The 22,931-nt window shown below is 56.9% G+C and carries 20 protein-coding genes and 1 pseudogene; 9 read left to right on the forward strand and 12 right to left on the reverse strand.

The window, feature by feature from the left end; genetic code table 11:
* Nucleotides 1-1,471: EAL domain-containing protein (locus tag K5E19_RS21620; protein ID WP_221553024.1), on the forward strand; the 1,471-nt coding region annotated here is incomplete at its 5' end.
* Nucleotides 1,472-1,477: 6 nt separating this feature from the next.
* On the opposite strand, the gene soxS is transcribed toward K5E19_RS21620, so the two are convergent.
* Nucleotides 1,478-1,804, reverse strand: a complete 327-nt coding sequence (gene soxS, locus K5E19_RS21625; protein WP_013095071.1) for a superoxide response transcriptional regulator SoxS — start codon at nucleotides 1,802-1,804, stop codon at nucleotides 1,478-1,480.
* Between the two features lie 98 nt (nucleotides 1,805-1,902).
* On the opposite strand from soxS, the gene soxR reads away from it, so the two are divergent.
* The 4 genes from soxR to K5E19_RS21645 all read left to right on the forward strand — a co-directional run bounded on the left by soxR (nucleotide 1,903) and on the right by K5E19_RS21645 (nucleotide 6,847).
* A complete protein-coding gene (gene soxR / locus K5E19_RS21630; RefSeq protein ID WP_126546120.1) occupies nucleotides 1,903-2,361 on the forward strand; it encodes a redox-sensitive transcriptional activator SoxR in 459 nt (152 codons plus the stop codon).
* A 367-nt stretch (nucleotides 2,362-2,728) separates the two neighbouring features.
* Nucleotides 2,729-3,400: a glutathione S-transferase family protein gene (locus K5E19_RS21635; protein WP_221553025.1), complete on the forward strand. Its 672-nt coding sequence runs from the start codon at nucleotides 2,729-2,731 to the stop codon at nucleotides 3,398-3,400.
* Between the two features lie 298 nt (nucleotides 3,401-3,698).
* Nucleotides 3,699-5,048, forward strand: coding sequence for a guanine/hypoxanthine transporter GhxP (gene ghxP / locus K5E19_RS21640; protein WP_221553026.1), 1,350 nt, complete (start codon nucleotides 3,699-3,701; stop codon nucleotides 5,046-5,048).
* A 152-nt stretch (nucleotides 5,049-5,200) separates the two neighbouring features.
* Entirely contained in the window at nucleotides 5,201-6,847 is a 1,647-nt protein-coding gene (locus K5E19_RS21645) for a Na+/H+ antiporter (RefSeq protein WP_221553027.1), read from the forward strand.
* A gap of 82 nt (nucleotides 6,848-6,929) precedes the next feature.
* Here the strand turns inward: K5E19_RS21645 and K5E19_RS21650 are convergent, their stop codons facing one another.
* A complete protein-coding gene (locus tag K5E19_RS21650) occupies nucleotides 6,930-7,817 on the reverse strand; it encodes a LysR family transcriptional regulator (RefSeq protein ID WP_221553028.1) in 888 nt (295 codons plus the stop codon).
* A 102-nt stretch (nucleotides 7,818-7,919) separates the two neighbouring features.
* Between K5E19_RS21650 and K5E19_RS21655 the strand changes: the two genes are divergently transcribed.
* Complete coding sequence (locus K5E19_RS21655; RefSeq protein ID WP_021242769.1) at nucleotides 7,920-8,330, forward strand: CidA/LrgA family protein; 411 nt, start codon at nucleotides 7,920-7,922, stop codon at nucleotides 8,328-8,330.
* The gene (locus K5E19_RS21660) at nucleotides 8,323-9,012 is read left to right on the forward strand and encodes an LrgB family protein (RefSeq protein WP_108418085.1); all 690 of its coding nucleotides are present in this window, start codon (nucleotides 8,323-8,325) and stop codon (nucleotides 9,010-9,012) included. The genes K5E19_RS21655 and K5E19_RS21660 overlap by 8 nt, the downstream gene beginning before the upstream one ends.
* Before the next feature lie 32 nt (nucleotides 9,013-9,044).
* Here the strand turns inward: K5E19_RS21660 and actP are convergent, their stop codons facing one another.
* The 3 genes from actP to acs form a co-directional block, all read right to left on the reverse strand.
* A complete protein-coding gene (gene actP, locus K5E19_RS21665; protein WP_063624406.1) occupies nucleotides 9,045-10,694 on the reverse strand; it encodes a cation/acetate symporter ActP in 1,650 nt (549 codons plus the stop codon).
* Entirely contained in the window at nucleotides 10,691-11,005 is a 315-nt protein-coding gene (locus K5E19_RS21670; RefSeq protein ID WP_221553029.1) for a DUF485 domain-containing protein, read from the reverse strand. The genes actP and K5E19_RS21670 overlap by 4 nt, the downstream gene beginning before the upstream one ends.
* A 128-nt stretch (nucleotides 11,006-11,133) precedes the next feature.
* Nucleotides 11,134-13,092: an acetate--CoA ligase gene (gene acs, locus K5E19_RS21675; RefSeq protein WP_221553030.1), complete on the reverse strand. Its 1,959-nt coding sequence runs from the start codon at nucleotides 13,090-13,092 to the stop codon at nucleotides 11,134-11,136.
* A 423-nt stretch (nucleotides 13,093-13,515) separates the two neighbouring features.
* On the opposite strand from acs, the gene gltP reads away from it, so the two are divergent.
* A complete protein-coding gene (gene gltP / locus K5E19_RS21680; protein ID WP_089598629.1) occupies nucleotides 13,516-14,829 on the forward strand; it encodes a glutamate/aspartate:proton symporter GltP in 1,314 nt (437 codons plus the stop codon).
* Nucleotides 14,830-14,909: 80 nt separating this feature from the next.
* Here the strand turns inward: gltP and K5E19_RS21685 are convergent, their stop codons facing one another.
* The 3 genes and pseudogenes from K5E19_RS21685 to fdhF form a co-directional block, all read right to left on the reverse strand.
* Nucleotides 14,910-15,584, reverse strand: coding sequence for a tetratricopeptide repeat protein (locus K5E19_RS21685; RefSeq protein ID WP_221553032.1), 675 nt, complete (start codon nucleotides 15,582-15,584; stop codon nucleotides 14,910-14,912).
* 135 nt (nucleotides 15,585-15,719) lie between these two features.
* A pseudogene (locus K5E19_RS21690) lies at nucleotides 15,720-15,857 on the reverse strand (Hok/Gef family protein); the annotation flags it as partial.
* A gap of 322 nt (nucleotides 15,858-16,179) precedes the next feature.
* Nucleotides 16,180-18,327, reverse strand: coding sequence for a formate dehydrogenase subunit alpha (fdhF, locus tag K5E19_RS21695; RefSeq protein ID WP_221553035.1), 2,148 nt, complete (start codon nucleotides 18,325-18,327; stop codon nucleotides 16,180-16,182).
* A gap of 256 nt (nucleotides 18,328-18,583) precedes the next feature.
* On the opposite strand from fdhF, the gene K5E19_RS21700 reads away from it, so the two are divergent.
* The gene (locus tag K5E19_RS21700) at nucleotides 18,584-19,315 is read left to right on the forward strand and encodes a response regulator (RefSeq protein ID WP_221553037.1); all 732 of its coding nucleotides are present in this window, start codon (nucleotides 18,584-18,586) and stop codon (nucleotides 19,313-19,315) included.
* Here the strand turns inward: K5E19_RS21700 and K5E19_RS21705 are convergent.
* From K5E19_RS21705 to K5E19_RS21720, 4 genes are all read right to left on the reverse strand, one after another.
* Nucleotides 19,312-20,316 (reverse strand): carbohydrate kinase family protein, encoded by a 1,005-nt coding sequence (locus K5E19_RS21705; protein ID WP_221553038.1) that lies wholly within the window; start codon nucleotides 20,314-20,316, stop codon nucleotides 19,312-19,314. The two genes, K5E19_RS21700 and K5E19_RS21705, sit on opposite strands and share 4 nt — an antisense overlap.
* Nucleotides 20,316-21,176: a ketose 1,6-bisphosphate aldolase gene (locus K5E19_RS21710; protein ID WP_042719153.1), complete on the reverse strand. Its 861-nt coding sequence runs from the start codon at nucleotides 21,174-21,176 to the stop codon at nucleotides 20,316-20,318. The genes K5E19_RS21705 and K5E19_RS21710 overlap by 1 nt, the downstream gene beginning before the upstream one ends.
* A gap of 10 nt (nucleotides 21,177-21,186) precedes the next feature.
* On the reverse strand, nucleotides 21,187-21,873 hold the full coding sequence (locus tag K5E19_RS21715) for a D-lyxose/D-mannose family sugar isomerase (protein WP_221553039.1): 687 nt from the start codon (nucleotides 21,871-21,873) through the stop codon (nucleotides 21,187-21,189).
* A 112-nt stretch (nucleotides 21,874-21,985) separates the two neighbouring features.
* Nucleotides 21,986-22,927 (reverse strand): ABC transporter substrate-binding protein, encoded by a 942-nt coding sequence (locus K5E19_RS21720; RefSeq protein ID WP_221553040.1) that lies wholly within the window; start codon nucleotides 22,925-22,927, stop codon nucleotides 21,986-21,988.
* Between the last annotated feature and the right edge of the window lie 4 nt (nucleotides 22,928-22,931).

The raw sequence follows: 22,931 nt of genomic DNA on the forward strand, positions 1-22,931 counted from the left end.
CAGAGCCGTGTCCGAAACAAGCGCCCAACTGCGCACATTTGCTGGACTGGCGTTAGACAAAACAGAGCTTGTCATTCAACAGGTTGATTTAGCACGCGACGGCGCTGAGAAATATCAGGGTAAACTGTGTACACCTGAGCATCGGCAATATATGTTGAATGTGGTTCGTGGTCGTCTTTTCGTCGCGGATTTAATTTATGCAGAAGGCCAACGTTTTCTCTGTTCAACCGCTTTTACCCCGGATCAGCCCTATCTGATTCCAGTCGCCAATTACAAACGTAAACCCGACATTGCCATCTATTATTATCGCGATACGCCATTTTTTACTGGCTATAAAATGACATATATGCAGCGCGGTAATTATGTTGTGGTGGTCAATCCGCTTTCTTACAGTGAAGTGATGTCAGCCGATCATTCTCTGTCGTGGGGGGTGTACGACACGGTAACTAATGCATTCTTTTCCGTCAGCCAGCAGGCCAATATTACATTATTGAATGCGCTAATCCGGGATAAGGAATCGACATTTCAAAAAGATGACCGTTTTTATACCATCGTTAAATCCGATAAACGTCCTATCGCGGCCATCGTTTCCACATCGAATACACGCTTTTATGAAACGCTTTATCATCAGGCCACGCTGACGCTGCCGCTGGGGATGATCTGCAGCATTATTATTCTGCTGGTGTGGTCACGTACCCACCGTGAACTCAACTCTCCAGGGCGCTTGCTGCATCGTGCGCTGAATAAGCGCCAGCTTCGCGTCCATTATCAGCCAATTATTGATATTAAAAATAATCGATGCGTGGGGGCAGAAGCGTTACTGCGCTGGCCAGGCTTTAACGGACAGGTGATGAGCCCGGTGGAATTTATCCCGCTGGCGGAAAAAGAGGGCATGAGCGAACGTATTACGGATTACGTCGTCGAAGAAGTCTTCAGCGATCTGGGGCATTTCCTGGCGACGCATCCCGATCTCTATATTTCCATCAACCTGTCGGCGACTGATTTCCACTCATCGCGCCTGATCGCGATGATCTCAGACAAGGCCAGACACTATGCCGTGCGCGCCCAGCAGATAAAGATTGAAGTGACGGAACGCGGGTTTATCGATGTTCCTAAAACCACGCCCGTTATTCAGGCTTTCCGTCAGGCGGGCTATGAGGTGGCCATCGATGATTTCGGGACCGGTTACTCGAATCTGCACAACCTCTACTCGCTGAACGTGGATATTCTGAAAATCGATAAATCCTTTATCGATACCTTAACCACCAACAGCACCAGCCACCTGATTGCCGAGCACATCATCGAGATGGCGCAAAGTTTGCGTCTTAAAACCATCGCGGAAGGTGTGGAAACGGCAGAGCAGGTCAGCTGGCTGTTGAAGCGCGGCGTGCAGTACTGTCAGGGATGGCATTTCGCGAAAGCGATGCCGCCCCAGGAATTTATGGCCTGGCAGCAGCAACCTTTGCACTGATACACATTAATTCAACTGGTGGCGGTAATCACTCGGCGTGCGGTCAAACTCGCGGCGAAACACGCGGGAAAACGTTTGTTGCGACACATAGCCCAGATCCATCGCGATATCAAAAATAGGCCGCTGCGTAGAGCGCAGCGCCTGCGCCGCCAGCAGCAGTCTGCGCTGGCGAATGTACTCACCCAGCGTCTGATGCATGACGGTGCGGAACATTCTCTGTAAATACCATTTCGAATAGCCCGATTTTTTCGCGACCACATCAATGTTCAACGGTTGGTCGATATGTTCATCAATCCATTCAATAAGCGTCTGAATAATTTGCTGATGCGACATAAGGTTGCCCCTCTGTAGATACATCTGTCCTGGTGGATTCGTCGTTTTCTCTGCGGGGGAGTATAATTCCTCAAGTTAACTTGAGGTAAAGAGGTTTTATGGAAAAGAGATTGCCGCGAATTAAAGCACTCTTAACCCCCGGTGAAGTGGCAAAGCGTAGCGGCGTTGCGGTGTCGGCGCTCCACTTCTATGAAAGCAAAGGGTTAATTAAGAGTATCCGTAATGCCGGAAACCAGCGGCGTTACACCCGCGACGTGCTCCGCTATGTGGCGATTATCAAAATTGCGCAACGAATCGGAATCCCCCTGGCCACCATCGGCGATGCGTTTGGCGTGCTGCCGGAAGGACACACGCTTAGCCCGAAAGAGTGGAAAGAGCTGTCGTCCCAGTGGCGTGAAGAGCTGGACAGACGCATTCATACACTGGTCGCGCTGCGTGACGAACTGGATGGCTGTATTGGCTGTGGGTGTTTATCTCGCAGCGACTGCCCGTTGCGTAACCCCGGCGACAGGCTGGGCGAGCAGGGAACGGGGGCGCGGCTGCTGGAAGAGGATTGAGTCTGTGCGGCCGGTTTGCCGGGTGGCGGCTGCGCCTTACCCAGCCTACAAAACCGAGAACGTAGGCCGGGTAAGCAAAGCGTCACCCGGCAAAAAGCATAATAAAGAACTAAAGCGCCACAAAGGGCGCTTTAGTTTTTCCCGGTCTTTGTCTTTCTCTCTATCCCGCTGGTTCACGGGAGGGTTTCCCCCGACATCAGCACCCCTCATGTCGAGCAAGTTGGGGAGGTTCCGGTTTGTGCTGACACTTTAATTCTATGCAAGACCCCGATTTTCGCCAGCGCAGTGGGTTTCTTTTTAGCCAAAATTTTTTCGCGATGTTGTTCGATTTTCTATAGTTAGAAAGTATGAATTACAGGAGACAATCATGCTCACGGTACATCACCTGAACCAGTCACGCTCGCACCGCGTGATCTGGGCGCTGGAAGAACTTGCCCTGCCTTATGAGATCGTTCATTACCAGCGTGAAAAAAGCATGCTGGCGCCTGAGTCTCTCAAAAAAGTGCATCCGCTGGGCAAATCACCGGTCATTGAAGACAACGGACTGATCCTTGCCGAGTCCGGCGCCATTCTGGAGTATCTCCAGGAAACCTACGATGCAGAATCACACCTTAAACCGCGGGATCCTGCACACAAGGTGCAATATCGTTTCTGGCTGCACTACGCAGAAGGTTCACTTATGCCGCTGCTGCTAATGAAGCTGGTTTTTAACAGCCTGGGCAAACCGCCCGTGCCGTTTGGGATGCGCACGCTGGGGAAAGCGCTGGGGCAGGGAGTGCAAAAGGCTTACCTCAACCGCCAGCTGGAAACCCATGCGCGTTATATCGAATCGCACCTTTCAGAAAACAGTTGGTTTGCCGGTGACACGCTCAGCATGGCCGATATTCAGATGAGTTTCCCGGTCTTTGCCCTGCTGGCGCGCGGCGGCGTCGAAAATCTCCCGCATACCCATGCGTGGAAGAAAAAGGTCGAAAACCGGCCTGGCTGGCAAAAAACCCTGGAACAGGGCGGGCCGCTCACTATTCCAGGCGAAGGGTGAAATGTAACTAAATTGCGCATAGACGATAACGTTTGCGCATCGTCTGTTTATTTCTTCATCGTCATAAGGGAATTTTAGCGAAAAACGAGAAAGTTCAGTTGAAAAGGGCGGGGATTAGGCTAGATAATCGTTTGCCTTAATTTGACCACCCGTTTCGTAAGCGCGGAGCTAAACGTTTGCTTTTTTTGTGACGCCCCTTTTGTCGCAAACGCAAGACATGGATTTGACGTTATAGCTGGCAGTGGCGTCTCCACCACGCTTATGGACGTTCTATAAAAACTCTCAGGGGATGTTTTCTATGTCTACGCCATCTGCGCGTACCGGCGGTTCGCTTGACGCCATCTTTAAAATTTCTGCTCGCGGCAGCACCGTGCGTCAGGAAGTCGTTGCGGGTCTGACGACGTTTCTGGCGATGGTGTACTCCGTCATCGTTGTACCGGGCATGCTGGGCAAAGCGGGCTTCCCGCCTGCGGCTGTCTTTGTTGCCACCTGTCTCGTGGCCGGTGTTGGCTCTATCGTGATGGGCCTGTGGGCGAACCTGCCGCTGGCAATCGGCTGCGCCATCTCGCTGACCGCGTTTACCGCGTTCAGCCTGGTGCTGGGTCAGCACATCAGCGTGCCCGTTGCGCTCGGTGCCGTGTTCCTGATGGGCGTGCTGTTTACCGTGATTTCCGCCACCGGCATCCGTAGCTGGATTTTGCGCAACCTGCCGCAGGGCGTGGCGCACGGTACGGGTATCGGTATCGGCCTGTTTCTGCTGCTGATCGCCGCGAACGGCGTGGGCCTGGTCATCAAGAACCCGCTGGACGGCCTGCCGGTTGCGCTGGGTCACTTCGCCAGCTTCCCGGTGATCATGTCCCTGATTGGTCTGGCGGTGATTATCGGTCTGGAAAAACTGAAAGTGCCGGGCGGTATTCTGCTGACCATTATCGGCATTTCTATTGTTGGCCTGATCTTCGACCCGACCGTGCACTTCTCCGGTATCTTCGCCATGCCGTCCCTGAGCGATGACAAAGGCAACTCCCTGATTGGCAGCCTGGATATTGTCGGCGCGCTGAACCCGGTGATCCTGCCAAGCGTGCTGGCGCTGGTGATGACCGCCGTGTTTGACGCGACCGGTACCATCCGCGCGGTGGCCGGTCAGGCAAACCTGCTGGATAAAGACGGCCAGATTATCGACGGCGGCAAAGCGCTGACGACCGACTCCCTGAGCAGCGTTTTCTCTGGTCTGGTGGGCGCAGCGCCTGCGGCGGTATACATCGAGTCCGCAGCGGGTACGGCTGCAGGCGGCAAAACCGGCCTGACGGCGATCACCGTTGGCGTGCTGTTCCTGCTGATCCTGTTCCTCTCTCCGCTCTCTTATCTGGTTCCGGCGTATGCGACCGCGCCAGCGCTGATGTACGTCGGCCTGCTGATGCTGAGCAACGTGGCGAAAATCGATTTTGCGGACTTCGTGGACGCGATGTCCGGCCTGATCACCGCGGTCTTTATCGTGCTGACCTGCAACATCGTGACCGGCATTATGATCGGCTTCGCGTCGCTGGTGATTGGTCGTCTGGTTTCCGGTGAATGGCGCAAGCTGAACATCGGCACCGTTGTTATCGCTATCGCACTGGTGGCGTTCTACGCGGGCGGCTGGGCAATCTAAGTTGTCCATTTATGCGAAAACGGGTGGCTCAGGCCGCCCGTTTTTATTTTCAGGACTCATCCCGTTGCCTTTTGCGTTACTCTGGAGAAGATAGAATAAGAGGCACGACGCCTTAGGTTTGGCTTAGAAGCAACACAGCAAACAGGGAACGCATGGAAATCTTCTTCACAATACTCATCATGACCCTTGTGGTCTCGCTATCCGGGGTGGTTACACGCGTACTGCCCTTTCAAATTCCCCTGCCATTAATGCAAATTGCCATCGGTGCGCTGCTGGCGTGGCCGACGTTTGGCCTGCACGTTGAGTTCGACCCGGAACTGTTCCTCGTGCTGTTTATCCCGCCGCTGCTGTTTGCCGATGGCTGGAAAACCCCCACGCGCGAATTTCTTGAGCACGGTCGCGAGATCTTCGGTCTGGCGCTGGCGCTGGTGGTCGTTACCGTGGTCGGGATTGGTTTCCTGATCTACTGGATGGTGCCGGGCATTCCGTTAATACCGGCTTTTGCGCTGGCCGCCGTGCTGTCGCCAACCGATGCCGTGGCGCTTTCCGGCATTGTGGGCGAAGGCCGTATTCCGAAGAAAATCATGGGCATTTTGCAGGGCGAGGCGCTGATGAACGACGCCTCCGGCCTGGTCGCGCTGAAATTTGCCGTGGCGGTGGCCATGGGCACCATGGTCTTCACCGTCGGCGGCGCGACCCTGGAATTCTTTAAGGTGGCGATTGGCGGCATTCTGGCTGGCTTCGTGGTGAGCTGGCTGTACGGTCGCTCCTTGCGCTTCCTCAGCCGCTGGGGCGGTGATGAGCCTGCAACGCAAATCGTTCTGCTGTTCCTGCTGCCGTTTGCTTCCTACCTGATTGCTGAACACATCGGCGTGTCGGGCATTCTGGCGGCAGTAGCGGCAGGGATGACCATCACCCGCTCCGGCGTGATGCGCCGCGCGCCGCTGGCGATGCGCCTGCGCGCCAACAGCACCTGGGCGATGCTCGAATTCGTGTTTAACGGCATGGTATTCCTGCTGTTGGGCCTGCAGCTGCCCGGCATTCTGGAGACCTCGCTGGTGGCGGCTGAGGCCGATCCGAACGTTGAAACCTGGCTGCTGTTCACCGATATCGTGCTGATCTACATCGCGCTGATGCTGGTGCGCTTTGGCTGGCTGTGGACGATGAAAAAATTCAGCGTGCGCTTCCTGACCAAAAAGCCGATGGAGTTCGGTTCGTGGTCAACGCGCGAGCTGCTGATTGCCTCGTTTGCGGGCGTGCGCGGGGCAATCACCCTTGCCGGTGTGCTCTCCATTCCGCTGCTGCTGCCTACGGGCGACGTCTTCCCGGCGCGTTACGAGCTGGTCTTCCTGGCGGCGGGCGTGATTCTGTTCTCCCTGTTTGTCGGCGTGATTATGCTGCCGATTTTACTTCAGCATATTGATGCCGGTGATTCGACCCAGCAGCATAAAGAGGAGCGTATTGCCCGGGCGGCGACTGCCGAAGTGGCAATTGTCGCCATCCAGAAAATGGAAGAACGTCTGGCCGCGGATGCGGAAGAGAACATCGATAATCAACTGCTGACGGAAGTGAGTTCCCGCGTGATTGGTAACCTGCGCCGCCGCGCGGACGGGCGTAACGACGTGGAAAGCTCGCTGCAGGAGGAGAACCTTGAACGCCGGTTCCGCCTGGCGGCGCTGCGCTCCGAGCGTGCCGAGCTGTACCATCTGCGCGCCACGCGGCAGATCAGCAACGAAACGCTGCAAAAGCTGCTGCACGATCTGGACCTGCTGGAAGCGCTGTTGATAGAGAATCAGTAGCGCTGTTTTTGCCCGGTGGCGCTGCGCTTACCGGGCCTACCTTCGAACCGTAGGCCGGGTAAGGCGAAGCCGCCACCCGGCACTATTCAGACCGCACCCAAAACCCCTCACAACACTGCAGCCACGCCTGCGCGCTGTGAGACAAATACACCCCTTCACGCCAGATCATTCCCAACTGCCAGTGCAGGTCGCTCTCCAGCGGGATCCAGCGCAGGGTGTTTTTATCCAGACGCTCGCAGATAGGCTGCGGCAGAATGGCAATCCCCACCCCCGCCTGAACCATCGCCGCCAGGAAATCCCACTGGCCGCTGCGCACCGCTATGCGCGGCTTGACGCTGTGTTGATTAAACAGTGCCATCAGCTGGCGGCTGAGGGCGAAATCTTCGTTGTAAATCAGCAGAGGGTGCTCGCCGAGCAACTCGGGCTTCACCGAGTCTATCTTCAGCCATTCACCGGAGCGGGGCACCAGCACGCACAGCGGGTGGCTAAAGAGCGGCAGCGTCGCCAGACCGCTCTCTTCCTCAACGGGAAGGGCTGTCATCGCCACGTCCAGATCGCCGTTGGTGACCGCCTGCTGGACGGTTAACCCACCAAACTCCGAAATCTTAAGCTCAACGCCGGGATAACGCTGGCGGAACAGGCTAATTGGCCCGGCCATCATCATCCCCACCATTGGCGGAATGCCGAGGCGAAGCACCCCTTTCGTCAGGTGGTTAATGTCGTCCAGCTCCGCCTCCAGCTGGCGGAACTCTGCCAGAATCGCCAGCCCGCGCTCGAACACCACGCGTCCGGTGTCGGTCAGCAACAGCTTGCGCCCGTCGCGGATCAGCAGGGTACAGTTGAGTTCATCTTCGAGGTTTTTCAGCATCTTGCTGATGGTGGGCTGGGTAACGAACAATTTCTCCGCTGCGCGGGTAAAGCTTTGCTGGCGAACCACTTCGACAAAATAGCGCAGCGTTCTTATGTCCATGATTATTCCTCGAAACTATACCTTCGATGATTTTAATTCATTTCTGTCCACACCGTGCGGTCTCTATACTGGCGCCTCGTCTCATTTTTGAGGAAACCCTCCATGGCCGTGGCGTTAAGCCGTGTTACGCCTGCCGTTGTGCAACGACTCCAGGTACCGGTTCAGGTACTGCTCTATGCGGGACTCTTTGTTTTCGCGGAATATCTCGTCGGCTGGCTGCACCTGCCGCTGCCTGCCAATCTTGTCGGGATGCTGCTGATGCTGACGCTTATTCTCTGCCGCGTGATCCCCCTGAACTGGGTGCGCGCCGGCGCGCGCTGGCTGCTGGCGGAGATGCTGCTGTTTTTTGTCCCTGCCGTGGTCGCGGTAGTGAATTACGCGCAGCTGCTGATGGTGGACGGCTGGCGCATCTTTGCGGTCATCGCGTTAAGCACGCTGATGGTGCTGGGGGCGACCGCCTGGGTGGTGGATAAAGTGTATCGCTTTGAAATCAGCAGGCATAAACATGACTAACTTTCAGATTAGCGTGTTGTGCCTGGTTGCCACGCTAATTATCTACTTTGCCAACAAGCGGCTGTATCGCCGCTTTCACGCCCTGCCGCTGATGCCGCTGGTCTTTACGCCGATCCTGCTGGTGCTGATGCTGGTCTTCGGCCATATCTCCTGGCAGAACTACATTGGTGAATCCCACTGGCTGCTGTGGCTGCTCGGTCCGGCGACTATCGCGTTCGCCGTACCGGTTTACGACAACCTCGCCATTATCAAACGTCACTGGATGTCGCTTAGCGCGGGCGTAATTACCGCCACGGTAGTGGCGGTGTGCAGCTCCGTCTGGCTGGCGCGCCTGTTTACCCTGTCCGATGAAATTCAGCGCAGCCTCGCCGTGCGCTCGGTGACCACGCCGTTTGCGCTGGCGGCCGCCAAACCGCTCGGCGGGCAGCCGGATCTGGTGGCGCTGTTTGTGGTGGTGACGGGTGTGTTTGGTATGGCGGTGGGCGATGTGCTGTTCCTGCGGCTTTCCATTCGCGAAGGCATGGCGAAAGGGGCTGGGTTCGGTGCGGCGTCGCACGGCGCGGGCACTGCACGTTCGTATGAGCTGGGTCAGCAGGAGGGCGTGGTCGCGAGCCTGGTGATGATGCTTTCGGGCGTGGTGATGGTGCTGATTGCGCCGCTGGTGGCGTGGGTGATGTTTTAAGCTCCCCGGCCAGAATGACCGGGGAGAAAGGCTTAGTGCGCGCGGCCCTGCTCGACGCCGAGACCGGTTTGTGAGCGGATAAACTGGGCGCGGAATTTCTCACGCTCCAGGTTACCCTCCGGCGAATTGTCGGTGGCCGAGAAGAACCAGATACCGATAAACGCCACGGCGATAGAGAACAGCGCCGGGTATTCATACGGGAAGATGGCGCTTGCGTGACCGAGGATCTGCACCCAGATAGTTGGGCCGAGAACCATCAGGATCACCGCCGTCAGCAGACCCAGCCAGCCGCCAATCATCGCCCCACGGGTGGTCAGTTTCGACCAGTACATGGAGAGCAGGATGATCGGGAAGTTACAGCTTGCCGCAATCGAGAAGGCTAGCCCCACCATAAAGGCGATGTTCTGCTTCTCGAACAGAATGCCTAACAGAATCGCCACGACGCCCAGCACCAGCACGGTGATTTTCGAGACCTTCAGCTCGTCGCGCTCGCTCGCGCCTTTGCGGATGACGTTGGCGTAGAGGTCATGCGACACCGCAGACGCGCCTGCCAGCGTCAGCCCTGCAACTACCGCCAGAATGGTGGCGAAGGCCACGGCGGAGATAAAGCCGAGGAACAGGTTACCGCCTACCGCGTCGGCCAGGTGCACCGCCGCCATGTTGTTACCGCCAATCAACGCGCCCGCCGCGTCTTTAAACGCCGGGTTCGCCCCCACCAGCATGATCGCGCCAAAGCCGATGATAAAGGTCAGAATGTAGAAGTAACCCATAAAGCCGGTGGCATAGAAGACGCTTTTACGTGCTTCACGTGCATCGCTCACGGTAAAGAAGCGCATCAGAATATGCGGCAGACCCGCGGTGCCGAACATCAGGCCGAGACCGAGTGAGAGCGCGGATATCGGATCTTTCACCAGCCCGCCCGGGCTCATGATCGCTTCCCCTTTCGGGTGGACCGCCATCGCTTCGGTAAACAGGTTATTGAAGCTGAAGCCGACGTGCTTCATCACCATAAAGGCCATAAAGCTGGCGCCGAACAGCAGCAGGACGGCTTTGATGATCTGCACCCAGGTGGTCGCCAGCATGCCGCCGAACAGGACGTACATCACCATCAGCACGCCGACCAGCACCACCGCGACGTGGTAGTTCAGGCCGAACAGCAGTTCGATAAGCTTGCCTGCGCCCACCATCTGGGCGATCAGATACAGCGCCACCACCACCAGCGAGCCGCAGGCGGAGAGAGTACGAATTGGCCCCTGCTTCAGGCGGTAGGATGCCACGTCAGCGAAGGTGTAGCGTCCCAGGTTACGCAAGCGTTCGGCAATCAGGAACAGAATGATCGGCCAGCCAACGAGGAAGCCGAGGGAGTAGATCAGACCGTCATAGCCGGAGGTATAGACCAGCGCGGAGATCCCGAGGAACGAGGCGGCAGACATAAAGTCACCTGCAATCGCCAGCCCGTTCTGGAAGCCGGTAATGTTACCGCCTGCGGTGTAGTAATCGTTACGGGACCGCACGCGTTTTGACGCCCAGTAGGTGATATACAGCGTCAACAGGACGAAAATCAGGAACATCACAATCGCCTGCCAGTTGGTTGGCTGACGCTGGACCTCGCCGGTAATGGCATCTGCCGCGTGGGCAGCAAAGGGAAGTGTGGCGGCAAGCGCCGTCAGGACTCGCTTCATGATGCTTTTACCTCATGCAGAACCGCTTTATTAAGACGATCGAATTCACCGTTCGCACGCCAGACGTACACGCCGGTCAGCACAAACGAAATGACAATCACGCCGATGCCGATCGGAATACCGCGCGTCACGCTGGTACCCGCGTGCAGCGGGGTACCCAGCCAGTGCGGGGCGAAGGCGATGAGCAGAATAAAGCCGACGTAAATAACCAGCATGATGATGGAAAGGATGAAGGCAAACCGTTGCCGCTTATCGACGAGCTCCCTGTAGTGCGCACTATTTTCTATCTGCTGACAAATATCGTTATTCATCACAGAGTCTCCAGAGGTAAGGTTGGTTTGTTTTTATCCCCTCTCCCCTATGGGGAGAGGGTGAGGGGAGGAAGGTGCGGTCTGATGCCCTCACCCCGGCCCTCTCCCTGTGGGAGAGGGAGAAAAAATTATGAAGGCATTGCGATGGCCTGCTTCTCTTCGAGCAGTTTGTCCACCACGCCAGGATCCGCGAGCGTTGAGGTATCACCGAGGTTGCTGGTGTCCCCTGCGGCGATTTTGCGCAAGATACGGCGCATAATTTTCCCGGAGCGGGTTTTCGGCAGCGAGTCGGTCCAGTGCAGCACGTCCGGCGTCGCCAGCGGGCCAATCTCTTTACGCACCCAGTTGCGCACCTCGGTATACAGCTCTGGCGACGGCTCTTCGCCGTGGTTCAGGGTGACGTAGGCGTAAATCGCCTGGCCTTTAATGTTGTGCGGAATACCCACAACCGCCGCCTCGGCAATTTTCGGATGAGACACCAGCGCGGACTCAATCTCCGCAGTGCCGAGACGGTGGCCGGAAACGTTCAGCACGTCGTCAACGCGTCCGGTGATCCAGTAATAGCCGTCTTCATCACGACGCGCGCCGTCGCCGCTGAAGTACATGTTTTTAAAGGTCGAGAAGTAGGTCTGCTCGAAGCGCTCGTGGTCGCCAAACAGCGTGCGCGCCTGACCCGGCCAGGAGTCGACGATCACCAGGTTGCCTTCGGTGGCTCCTTCCTGCGGGTTGCCTTCGTTATCCACCAGCGCAGGCTGCACGCCGAAGAACGGACGGGTTGCAGAACCGGCCTTCAGTTGGGTAGCGCCCGGCATCGGGGTGATCATGAAGCCGCCGGTTTCGGTCTGCCACCAGGTGTCCATCACCGGGCATTTCTCGTTGCCGATTTTCTTCCAGTACCACTCCCAGGCTTCCGGGTTAATGGGCTCACCCACGGAACCGAGGATGCGCAATGATGAGCGGTCGGTGCCCTCGATGGCCTTGTCGCCTTCTGCCATTAGCGCGCGGATCGCCGTTGGCGCGGTGTAGAGAATGTTGACCTGGTGCTTGTCGACCACCTGACACATGCGCGCCGGGGTCGGCCAGTTTGGTACACCTTCAAACATCAGCGTCGTCGCACCGCAGGCCAGCGGGCCGTACAGCAGGTAGCTGTGTCCGGTGACCCAGCCCACGTCGGCGGTGCACCAGTAGATGTCGCCCGGATGATAGTCGAAGACGTATTTGAAGGTGGTGGCCGCATAAACCAGATAGCCGCCGGTGGTGTGCAGCACGCCTTTCGGCTTACCGGTGGAGCCGGAGGTATAAAGAATGAACAGCGGATCTTCTGCGTTCATCTCTTCCGGCTGATGCTGGTCGCTCGCTTTTTCAATCAGGTCGCTCCACCACAGGTCGCGCCCTTCGTTCCAGTCGATCTTGCCGCCGGTACGCTTAAGGACGATGACGTTGCTGATGGTTTTCACATTGGGGTTTTTCAGCGCTTCGTCGACGTTTTTCTTCAGGGGGATACCGCGACCGGCGCGCACGCCTTCATCGGCCGTGATCACCAGTTTTGAACTTGAGTCGACAATACGACCGGCAACCGCTTCTGGCGAGAACCCACCGAAAATCACCGAGTGAATCGCACCGATACGCGCGCAGGCGAGCATGGCAACTGCCGCTTCCGGCACCATCGGCATATAAATAGCAACCACGTCGCCTTTTTTAATACCCTGTTCCAGCAGCACGTTGGCGAAGCGGCAGACATCACGATGGAGTTCGTTATAGGTGATATGTTTACTCTGCGAGGCGTCATCGCCTTCCCAGATAATGGCCGTTTCGTTGCCGCGCTCGGCGAGGTGGCGGTCAAGGCAGTTCGCCGCCAGGTTCAGCGTGCCGTCTTCATACCATTTAATGGAGACGTTACCCGGTGCAAAGGAGGTGTTCTTCACCTTCTGATAAGGTTTGATCCAGTCAAGGATATGGCCCTGCTCACCCCAGAAGAGGTCAGGGCTGGAGATGGATTGCTGATACTTCTCGTGGTACTGCTCCGGGTTTATCAGGCAACGGTCCGCAATGTTTGCGGGAATGTCGTGTTTATGGATTTGGCTCATGGCTTTTTTTCTCCGTGTAAGATGTTAATAATATGTCGCAAAAACGTTAATTGTAGGGGCTTTACAAGCTTTGTTTAGTATTTGGGCGGCAGATCACGCATTGTTTGAATAGGCTGAAAAATGAGCGAATGAAACTTTGAAGGGAAATAATTTACGCGAACGATTATTCACATTTATGTTTAAAAAAGCGTTTTTATAACAAAAGGTTATTTATTAGAATTAGGATAAACTCCCGTCATCCCCGCTTTTTCGAGTGAAATGCGTCGTTCTTTAAGGCTTGCGCAACAGGCCGCGCAAATGATACTCATACGCCGCGTTAAAAAATCCCATAAACCAACGCAACACAATTCATACCCTTTCAGTATGTCCCCATATTCATGCAGTTTTTGTGAATAGGGCGCTTCATTGAGGAAGTCAGTTTCTATGAAAAACGTTAAAGTCAGCCTTGCCTGGCAGATCTTAATCGCCCTTGTGCTGGGCATCCTGCTGGGCAGTTACCTGCACTATCACAGCGACAGCCGCGAATGGCTGATTGCGAACCTGCTTTCACCGGCAGGGGATATCTTTATTCATCTGATTAAGATGATTGTGGTGCCGATTGTGATCTCGACGCTGGTGGTCGGTATTGCGGGCGTCGGCGATGCGAAGCAGTTAGGCCGTATTGGTGCAAAAACCATTCTCTATTTCGAAGTGATCACTACGGTTGCGATTATCCTCGGTATCACGCTGGCGAACGTGTTCCAGCCGGGTTCCGGGATCGATATGTCGCAGCTGGCCACGGTGGATATTTCGAAATACCAAAGCACCACCGCTGACGTGCAGAGCCACGCGCATGGCCTGATGGGCACTATTCTTTCGCTGGTGCCGACCAACATCGTGGCATCAATGGCGAAGGGCGAGATGCTGCCAATCATCTTCTTCTCGGTGCTGTTTGGTCTGGGGCTTTCTTCCCTGCCGGCGACGCACCGTGAGCCGCTGGTCACCGTGTTCCGCTCTATCTCCGAAACCATGTTTAAAGTGACCCACATGGTGATGCGTTACGCGCCGGTTGGGGTGTTTGCGCTTATTGCCGTCACCGTGGCGAACTTCGGTTTTGCCTCCCTGTGGCCGCTGGCGAAGCTGGTGATCCTGGTGCACTTCGCCATCCTGTTCTTCGCGCTGGTGGTGCTGGGTATTGTGGCGCGCCTGTGCGGGCTGAGCATCTGGATCCTGATCCGTATCCTGAAGGATGAGCTGATTCTGGCGTACTCCACGGCAAGCTCTGAGAGCGTGCTGCCGCGTATCATTGAGAAGATGGAAGCCTACGGCGCGCCTGCCTCTATTACCAGCTTCGTGGTACCGACCGGTTACTCCTTTAACCTGGACGGCTCAACGCTGTACCAGAGTATCGCCGCTATCTTTATTGCGCAGCTGTACGGCATTGATCTGTCGCTGTGGCAGGAGATCGTGCTGGTGCTGACACTGATGGTGACGTCCAAAGGTATTGCAGGCGTTCCGGGCGTCTCCTTCGTGGTGCTGCTGGCAACGCTTGGCAGCGTCGGGATCCCGCTGGAAGGTCTGGCGTTTATCGCCGGTGTGGACCGTATCCTCGACATGGCGCGTACCGCGCTGAACGTGGTGGGTAATGCCCTGGCGGTGCTGGTTATCGCCAAGTGGGAGCACAAATTCGACCGTAAAAAAGCGCTGGCGTATGAACGCGAGGTGCTGGGTCGTTTTGATAAGACGGCTGACCAGTAACATCCTAAGCCCGGTGGCGCTGCGCTTACCGGGCCTACGGGTTTTGTAGGCCGGGTAAGGCGAAGCCGCCACCCGGCACTTTATTCTCCGCTTAACGCATCAAACTCTTCACATCCCGTATCAAACCCTTCCGTACAACTCAGGTTCAACCAGTAAAGCGCTTTCTGTTTATTAGGCGTGATAAACCCTTTCTCGCCCTGCTGGAACAGCATCCCAGCCCAGTATTCTGCGTAGCCCGTACGTGACAGAGACGAGCTGCGCTTAAACCACGCTGCTGCCTGAGCGTCGTCCTGCACCACTTCAACGCCGTTGGCATAAATCAGCCCCAGCAGCAGCTGCGCATCAACCGCGGAGTCGTTGTCGATATCCTCGGTAGCCGTTTGCAGCAGCTTGATCGCCTGCGGATAGTCAGTTTTCCCCGCCTGGGTGTTCACCAGCACGCGCGCCAGCATGATTGCGCCGCGTTTGCTGCCCGCGATAGTTGCCTGCTGTGCCAGTGCTTTAGCTTGCGCATAATTGCCCTGGGTAAAGAGGATTTGCGAGAGCAGCCCCATGGCGTCGACGTCGCCGCCTTTAGCGGCTTTCTCGGCCCACAGTGCTGCCTGCTTGCTGTCACCGGAACTGAAGTACGTATCAGCAAGATAATACTGCGCGCGGGCGTCACCCGCTTCAGCCTGTTCCTTGTACTGGCTGCCAATCTCATCGGCAAAGACAAGCGATGTAAAAAGTAATAACAACAGAAAAATAGGTTTCATGAGTTCTTATCATCTGGGTACATGCCGCGCAGTATAATCGCGGCGACAGAAGAAAAAAATGGGTGCATTAAGACCTCAGCATCCTACAAGCCGGGCGGAACGGTTGTTCCGCCCGTAGAGGTTAGCCTGCGTTGCAGCTAATTTAGCCGCCACCTCCTGATGTTCACTCTTTATTGAAAACTCGCATAACTTACCGCGAGTAATAAAGGTAAAAATCACTATCGTCAGGCATATAATAAAGACAATACCTAACGCAGTTTTTAATGGCGTCATGCCTTTTACTCCTTGCTTACAAAAGAATAAGAGGCTACTCTCAACCTGTTGGGTAGTTGAGGGGTAGCCTCGGGTGAATGAAAATTTCCCGGGGCTTTCCACTTTCTGTCCCTCAACAATGCTCAAGACAGAAAGTCTTAAGCACCCGCCGCACATCTTATCCCCCTGAATTAAAATGCAAAGATGTAATTCTTTTTTGCGAAAATTACATTATTTCTGCGAGCCGCTTTCCAGAATAATAATTGATGTATTTTATGGCTTAAGCAGAAATAAAAAGGGAGTGAATATATCACTCCCTTTATTCAATGATGAATTAACGGTTTCAACCCATTGCGCTTTCGCGCAGTCGGGCTTTCAGCTTGTTATATTCGTCGATCACATACTGTTCCGCCGCGTGTTGATCCGCAATCGGCTCCACGCGCACGGCGCAGTATTTATACTCCGGCGTTTTGGTTATCGGACTTAAGTTTTCCGTCACCAGTTCGTTACAGGCGCCAATCCACCACTGGTAGGTCATATAGACCGCCCCTTTGTTCGGACGATCGCTGACCTGCGCGCGGGTGATGATCCGCCCTTTGCGCGAATTCACCCACACCAGCGCTTCGTCCTCAATACCAAGACGCTCCGCGTCGGCGGTGTTGATTTGCGCATAGCCCGGTTCGTCCGCCAGCGCCGCCAGCGCGGCGCAGTTGCCGGTCATCGAACGACAGGAGTAGTGGCCAACTTCACGCACGGTGGAGAGCACCATCGGATACTCATCGGTGAGCTTATCGATCGGCGCGACCCAGTCGCAGGTGAAGAACTGCGCCAGCCCGTTCGGGGTGTCGAATTTCTCTTTGAAGAGATACGACGTTCCCTGGTCGGCTTCGGACTCATCGCGGCACGGCCACTGGATGTACCCCAGCTCACCCATTTTTTCATAGGTTGCCCCGTAGAAGTCCGGACACAGACTGCGCAACTCGTCCCAGATCTCCTGGGTGTTGTTGTAGTGCATCGGGTAGCCCATGCGGGTGGCGATTTCGCTGATGATCTGCCAGTCCGTTTTCAGATCCCACTTCGGCTCGACCGCCTTAAAGAAGCGCTGGAATCCGCGGTCCGCCGCCGTGTAGACGCCTTCATGCTCGCCCCAGGAGGTCGACGGTAGAATCACATCCGCCGCCGCCGCGGTTTTGGTCATGAAGATATCCTGAACAATTACCAGCTCCAGATCCTCAAACCCTTTGCGCACCGCAGACAGCTCGGCGTCGGTCTGGAGCGGATCTTCACCCATGATATAGGCCGCACGCACTTCGCCGTGCGCCGCGCGGTGCGGCAGCTCGCTGATGCGATATCCGGTGTGTTCCGGCAGGCTTTCCACGCCCCAGGCTTTGGCGAACTTGGCGCGGTTTTCCGGGAACTTGACGTACTGATAGCCCGGATAGGTATCCGGCAGCGCGCCCATATCGCAGGCACCCTGGACGTTATTCTGACCGCGCACCGGGTTGACGCCAACGTGTGCCTTGCCCAGATTGCCCGTCAGCATCGCGAGGCTTGTCAGGGAACGCACCGTTTCCACGCCCTGGTAGAACTGAGTCACGCCCATGCCCCACAGGATGGCGGCGGTTTTCGCCCCGGCATACATCCGTGCCGCCTGGCGGATCTCCTGCGCGCTCACGCCAGTAATGGTTTCCACCGACTCTGGCGTATAGCCTTCGACAATTTTCCGATACTCTTCAAAGCCTTCCGTACGGGTCGCGACAAACGCCTGGTCGTACAGATTCTCCTCAATAATGACGTGCCCCATTGCGTTCAGCAGCGCGATGTTCGAGCCGTTTTTTAACGCGATGTGCATATCCGCAATGCGCGCGGTTTCAATTTTACGCGGATCGCAGACGATGATTTTCGCCCCGTTCTGCCTGGCGCGAATAACGTGGTTCGCGACGATAGGGTGCGAATCCGCCGGGTTATAACCAAAGATGAAGACGAGATCGGTGTTATCTATCTCGTTGATGGCATTACTCATTGCGCCGTTACCGACCGACTGGTGCAGACCTGCAACCGATGGGCCGTGTCAGACGCGAGCGCAGCAGTCGACGTTATTGGTTCCAATAACGGCGCGCGCGAATTTTTGCATCACATAGTTGGTTTCATTCCCCGTTCCGCGTGAAGAGCCGGTGGTCTGAATCGCATCCGGGCCATACTTGGCCTTGATAGCGCTGAGGCGCGCGGCGACGTAATCCAGCGCCTCGCTCCAGGTAACGGCTTCCAGCTTGCCGCCGCGCTCGCGGCGGATCATAGGGGTTTTCAGGCGCGGAGTGAGGATTTGGGTGTCGTTAATAAAATCCCAGCCGTAGTAACCTTTCAGGCACAGCGTGCCCTGATTGGTTTTCCCCTGTGCGGCCTCTGCCCGGACGATTTTGCCGTTATCGACCACCAGGTGGATCTTGCAACCTGAGGCACAATAAGGGCAAACCGTGACGACTTTTTTCATCAGTCTGCTCCAGTTAATCGAATCTTTCGCACCCACTATGCAGCTTCTATGCCATGTTTTTAATGTGGGTATCTCCAGACTGTACGGCTGATATGCGCGCAAAACCCTGACGAAAAACAGGCAATCGTCAAAATTGACGTGTCGAAAAGGCAGCGGATGTGACATGGGTTGAAATTCCGTCACGTAAAAAACAATTTGGCTGGAGCCAACGGCAGAATGGTTCAGACTTAACATAATCCCCTGACGGAAGCATACGATGAAACCGGCGATTCTGGTGGTTGATGACGATACGGCAGTGTGTGAATTGCTGCAGGATGTGCTCAGCGAGCACGTCTTTAGCGTGCTCGTCTGCCATAACGGACAGGACGCGCTGAACCGGGTGCATCAGGAACCGACTATCGCCCTCGTGCTGCTGGACATGATGCTGCCGGATATCAACGGCCTGCAGGTCTTACTCCAGTTGCAAAAGCTGCGGCCAGAACTGCCGGTGGTCATGCTGACGGGGCTGGGCAGTGAATCAGACGTGGTGGTGGGTCTGGAGATGGGAGCCGACGATTACATCGGCAAACCGTTTAACCCGCGCGTGGTGGTTGCCCGCGTGAAAGCGGTACTGCGCCGGACGGGCGTGCTGGCTGCAGAGGCCCCCGCGCCGCGTGCGGCGGGCGTCGCTTTCAACGGCTGGACGCTGGATACCACCCGCTGCGAGCTGAGCGATCCGCAGCGTAACACCGTTCCCTTAACCCAGGGCGAGTACGGCCTGCTGCTGGCGCTCACGCAAAATGCCCGCCGGGTACTCAGCCGCGAGCAACTGCTTGAACTCACCCACAGCGAAAGTACCGAGGTGTTCGACCGCACGATTGACGTGTTGATCATGCGCCTGCGGCGAAAAATCGAGGCCAACCCGCATCAGCCCGCACTGATTAAAACCATACGCGGGCTGGGCTACGTCTTTGCCACCGATGTGTCTCATAACGAGAAAGCGGCTTAGGTATTCTCTTTGATAAACAGTTGCAGCTCGGCCAGCGTTTTCGCGCCGTCGATGGCGTTGGCGGCCAGCAGGCTTGCCCGCGCGCAGGCGTGCGCCAGATAAATGCTCTCGGTGAGCGGCAGCGATTCATGGCAACCGTATAAAAACCCCGCGCAAAACGCATCGCCCGCGCCGACGCTGCCGATGATCTCTTCCTGCTCCAGCATCCACGACGGGATCCAGCTGCCTTGCTCACCCGGCGCTTCCCCCCATGCCCCTTCCGGGCAGTGGATCACCACCCGCTGACGAACGCCTGCCGCCAGCAGCTGCGCGGCGGCTTCCGCGATATGGGCAATATTCAGCTTATCGCTGCCGTCGCGCATCTCAAGCCCGCTAAATTCCCCGGCTTCCAGCTCGTTAATCACCAGATAATCCAGATGGCGAAGGGCAGGGAGCACCAGCGGCTGATAGCGCGGGTCGCCCTTGCGGGATACCAGATCGAGCGAGGTTTCATACCCCTGGTCGCGCATCTGCGCCAGCAGCCGCGCGCTGCGGGTGCCAAATTCGTCATCGGGCATATCCAGACTGTCGAGCAGCAGCAGGTAGCCGAGATGGAAGATCTTCATCGATCCGTCCAGGCGATCGAAGGCGGGAAGATCCAGCAGGCGGTTGGCGCCCGGCGAGTGGAAAAAGGTGCGCTGTCCGCTGGGATCGGTCATCACCTGCGACATGGAGGTAGGTGCGAAGGTGGTGCGCTGCACGCGCTGGCGGTTGACGTGATACTGGTCGAGCATCGCCAGAATGTAATCCCCGTCGCCGTCATCGCCAATCAGCCCCACCGCCTGCAGCGGCAGTCCAACGTGCATTTTGGCCAGCGTCAGCAGCACGTTGAGCGGCGCGCCGCCGGTTGAGCGTTCGCTGTGTGTGATTTCCGCCAGCCAGCCGCGCTCCGGCCACTGCACGATCTGGTGGACGTGATCCACCAGCATGTTACCTGCGGCGATGATGCCGTTGCGTTCCATTATGCCTGCCCCGCGCTGCCGAAGATGCGCATCTGTTCGGCGACCGTATCCGTAATTGCCTCTTCTATCCCCAACAGCAGCTCGGCAAATTCATCGTACAGCGGCTGGCGGTTTGCCATGCGCTGCTCAACGGCCGCGAGTGCGGCCTGCGACATGCCGGTATAGAAGTTGATTTTATGAATGCCCAACTCGATAGCACGGCGGAAGTCGGCATCGCTAATCCCGGAGCCGCCGTGTAAAACCAGCGGCAGCCCCGTCTGCTGGCGAATGGCGTCCAGGCGGGGGAAATCGAGTTTCGGCTCACCCTTGTATTTTCCGTGCGCGTTGCCGATGGCAACCGCCAGCGCGTCAATGCCGGTTGAATCGACAAATTCGCGCGCCAGCTGCGGGTCGGTAAAGAAGGCTTCATCGGCATGCCCGTACAGCGCGCCGCCTTCATCCCCGCCGACCGCGCCCAGCTCCGCCTCCACCGACACGCCTACCGCGTGGCACATCTTCACCACCTCTCGCGTCTGGCGGATGTTTTCCTCGTAGCTTAGCGTCGAGCCGTCGAACATCACCGAGCTGAACCCTAAGCGCAGGGCGCGCACCACCGCCTCGAAATGCAGGCCGTGGTCGAGGTTAAGCACCACGGGAATATCGTGGCGGGCGGCTTCGAACTTCACCGCTTCGACAAGCGAATCCAGGGACACGTACTTAAAATGCACCTCGGCGATGTTGATGATAAACGGCGAGCGTTCCTGCTTCGCGGCGGCGAACAGCGCACGCAGGAAGTGGGAGTCGAGCACGTTAAACGCGCCCAGCGCGTAGCGATGTTTCCGGGCGTGCTCAAGACCGTCGGCAAGCGAGATCAATGGCATCATTTACTCCTTATATCCGAAACAGGTTGTACTCGTTGCACAGCACCAGCACCGCCGGTTCGTCTTCTTCGATGTTGTTATAGCGGGCAACGGGCTGCAAAAAGTGATTATCGTGCTCGTCGTCGTTTACCGATGACACCTCCCCGACCAGCACGTCGCCGAAGCCGCGTTCGCCCCAGAAGCTGTGGTACAGGCCGGGCGTGAGACAGATGCTTTCCCCTGGTGTGAGGCGCAGCTGGCTGCCGGGCGCGTGGGTCTGACGGCAGCCGTCGACGGTGACCGTCACGTCGGTGTTTTCCGTCTCTTCATGCGCTCCCGCATTCCATAACTCAATAATCAGATTCCCGCCGCCCCGGTTGATGATGTCTTCTCGCTTGCGCCAGTGAAAATGCATCGGCGTCACCTGGCCGTCGCGCACGTGCATAATTTTTTCGGCATAGCACTTTTCATACGGCACGCCGTTGGGCGAGCCGTTGCGCAGGGTAAACAGCGTCAGGCCCTGTGCGGCAAAGCTGTTGCCGCCGAACGCCGTCACGTCCCAGCCGAGCTTGAGGTCGAACACCTCCTGCCATGCGGCCTGGTCAAGCTGCTGCCATTTTGTGGGCGGAAAGCTGGCAAACGGCGGGAGATGCACGTCGTGCATGGAAAAAAACTGTCGCGTGTGGCCGAGAATTTCATTGATGTCGGAGCGTTTCATGGGGACTCCTGCGTTTTTTGCAAAACCTTACCCCTCACCCTAACCCTCTCCCCAAAGGGGAGAGGGAACTTGAACACCCTTTCCCCTTTGGGGAGAGGGCAGGGTGAGGGGGTTACTTAACCGTCCAACCCTTATACGTGCCGACGTTCTTTTTATCGATCATCGTCACCGGGATCAGCACGGGCGCTTTCGGCGCAGGTTTGCCCTGTAGAATGTCATAGCCGATCTCCACCGCTTTTGCCGCCATCACCTGCGGATCCTGCGCCGGGGTCGCGACAAACAGCGAGTTTTCGCGCTTCAGCGCTTCCTCACCGTCCGGGGAACCATCCACGCCGACGATGAAGAACTCGTTGCGCTGAGCCTGCTTCGCGGCCAGATCGGCGCCGATCGCGGTCGGATCGTTAATCGCAAACACGCCGTCGATCTTCGGATTGGCCGCCAGCAGGGAGGTCATGACTTCCAGACCGCCTTCACGACTGCCCTTGGCGTTTTGGTTATCCGAGAGCACCTTGATATCCGGATGTTTTTTGAATTCCATCTGGCAACCTTCCACGCGGTTTTGCACCGCAGAGACCGGTGGTCCGTTGATGATCACCACATTGCCTTTGCCCTTCAGGCGGTCGGTAATGTACTTACAGGCCATTTCGCCCGCCTGGGTGTTATCGGAGGTGATGGTGGCATCAGCGCCTTCAGCCGCCACGTCCACCGCAACGACCACGATCCCCGCCTCTTTAGCGCGCTTCACCGCCGGGCCGATCCCTTTGGAATCCGCGGCGTTGAGGATGATCATATCCACCTTCGCGGCGATGAAGTTGTCGATCTGCGCCACCTGCTGGCCCAGATCGTACCCGCTGGAAACCAGCGTCACCTTGACGTTATCGCCAGCCAGCTTGCGCGCTTCCAGCTCGGCACCTTTGGTGATCTGCACGAAGAACGGGTTGGCCAGGTCGCCCACCGTCACGCCGATGGACTTCAGATCTTTTGCCTGCGCAAACGGTGTTGCGGCGAGCAGTGCGCCAGCACAGAGCGCGGTCACTAACGGTTTCAAACGCATAGGG

The sequence above is a fragment of the Enterobacter sp. RIT637 genome, from assembly GCF_019718755.1.
In the GTDB taxonomy this organism is placed as follows: Bacteria; Pseudomonadota; Gammaproteobacteria; order Enterobacterales; family Enterobacteriaceae; genus Enterobacter.

Bases quoted from the DNA above. Each gene is read 5' to 3' on its own strand.
- soxS (WP_013095071.1), bottom strand. From the start codon at position 1,804: ATGTCGCATCAGCAAATTATTCAGACGCTTATTGAATGGATTGATGAA.
- soxR (WP_126546120.1), top strand. From the start codon at position 1,903: ATGGAAAAGAGATTGCCGCGAATTAAAGCACTCTTAACCCCCGGTGAA.
- K5E19_RS21635 (WP_221553025.1), top strand. From the start codon at position 2,729: ATGCTCACGGTACATCACCTGAACCAGTCACGCTCGCACCGCGTGATC.
- ghxP (WP_221553026.1), top strand. From the start codon at position 3,699: ATGTCTACGCCATCTGCGCGTACCGGCGGTTCGCTTGACGCCATCTTT.
- K5E19_RS21645 (WP_221553027.1), top strand. From the start codon at position 5,201: ATGGAAATCTTCTTCACAATACTCATCATGACCCTTGTGGTCTCGCTA.
- K5E19_RS21650 (WP_221553028.1), bottom strand. From the start codon at position 7,817: ATGGACATAAGAACGCTGCGCTATTTTGTCGAAGTGGTTCGCCAGCAA.
- K5E19_RS21655 (WP_021242769.1), top strand. From the start codon at position 7,920: ATGGCCGTGGCGTTAAGCCGTGTTACGCCTGCCGTTGTGCAACGACTC.
- K5E19_RS21660 (WP_108418085.1), top strand. From the start codon at position 8,323: ATGACTAACTTTCAGATTAGCGTGTTGTGCCTGGTTGCCACGCTAATT.
- actP (WP_063624406.1), bottom strand. From the start codon at position 10,694: ATGAAGCGAGTCCTGACGGCGCTTGCCGCCACACTTCCCTTTGCTGCC.
- K5E19_RS21670 (WP_221553029.1), bottom strand. From the start codon at position 11,005: ATGAATAACGATATTTGTCAGCAGATAGAAAATAGTGCGCACTACAGG.
- acs (WP_221553030.1), bottom strand. From the start codon at position 13,092: ATGAGCCAAATCCATAAACACGACATTCCCGCAAACATTGCGGACCGT.
- gltP (WP_089598629.1), top strand. From the start codon at position 13,516: ATGAAAAACGTTAAAGTCAGCCTTGCCTGGCAGATCTTAATCGCCCTT.
- K5E19_RS21685 (WP_221553032.1), bottom strand. From the start codon at position 15,584: ATGAAACCTATTTTTCTGTTGTTATTACTTTTTACATCGCTTGTCTTT.
- K5E19_RS21700 (WP_221553037.1), top strand. From the start codon at position 18,584: ATGAAACCGGCGATTCTGGTGGTTGATGACGATACGGCAGTGTGTGAA.
- K5E19_RS21705 (WP_221553038.1), bottom strand. From the start codon at position 20,316: ATGGAACGCAACGGCATCATCGCCGCAGGTAACATGCTGGTGGATCAC.
- K5E19_RS21710 (WP_042719153.1), bottom strand. From the start codon at position 21,176: ATGCCATTGATCTCGCTTGCCGACGGTCTTGAGCACGCCCGGAAACAT.
- K5E19_RS21715 (WP_221553039.1), bottom strand. From the start codon at position 21,873: ATGAAACGCTCCGACATCAATGAAATTCTCGGCCACACGCGACAGTTT.
- K5E19_RS21720 (WP_221553040.1), bottom strand. From the start codon at position 22,927: ATGCGTTTGAAACCGTTAGTGACCGCGCTCTGTGCTGGCGCACTGCTC.